The organism is Niallia laureatilytica (genome assembly GCF_046613985.1).
Lineage (GTDB): Bacteria > Bacillota > Bacilli > Bacillales > Cytobacillaceae > Niallia.
Map to the genome: position 1 here is coordinate 1 of NZ_JBKKHP010000041.1, position 733 is coordinate 733.

Consider the following 733-nt stretch of genomic DNA (forward strand, 5'->3'; position numbering starts at 1 on the left):
CCTCAATAAACAAACACTTATCTCTTAATTACGCAGTTTTTCTCAATATTTCTATCCAACTCATATAACTTTTTAGATTAAGTTAGTGTGAAAAGATTAAAAATAAGCAGTTTACGAAGAAAATGAGCGCAAGAAACTAGCCAACCTTCGGTTTATTTCAAAAAGTTGGATAAATAGGTATGTACGCACCAATGGATGTCCACATCTCTTACGGGGGTCTACCCTCCCAAGTCTCACAGAGTCTACGCTCCTACATTCCTTCGTTCAACCTTTCCATAAGGTGGATGTCGGTCATGCTGCCATACAGGATCATATCTTGTCCTTACGTTAGTTCCGTTGCCGACTAATCCCATGCTGATTTTGTCTGTTCATCTGTTCAATTCTAGTTGTTAAAAGTTAGTTTTATACTGATTAAGCTGCTATTGCTTCTTGTATAAATGCATGCATATGAGGGATGTCCTTCAACATCTTCTCCTCTTGAAACACAAACTGTTTCTTCCCAATAGAAAAGAGTATGCGGATGAGCTTATTACACAAAGCAATTAAAGACTGCATCTTTTTCAACGGATTATCAGGTCTCGTTGTGTAGTAATGATGTAGCGCTTTAAAGGCTTTGTTCTTGGCTACTAGAATCATAGATGCCCGGAATAACAATGCTCGTAATTTCTTTCGACCACGTTTGGTTATTCTGGTCCTCCCTTTATGCTTACCTGATGTATTTTCTTTTAAGCTA

General features: G+C 37.8%; 1 protein-coding gene. It reads right to left on the bottom strand.

Annotated features, from left to right (window positions below):
* Positions 1-411: 411 nt before the first annotated feature.
* The coding region (locus tag ACLIJJ_RS26905; protein WP_411412016.1) for a transposase at positions 412-733 on the bottom strand (322 nt) is incomplete at its 5' end.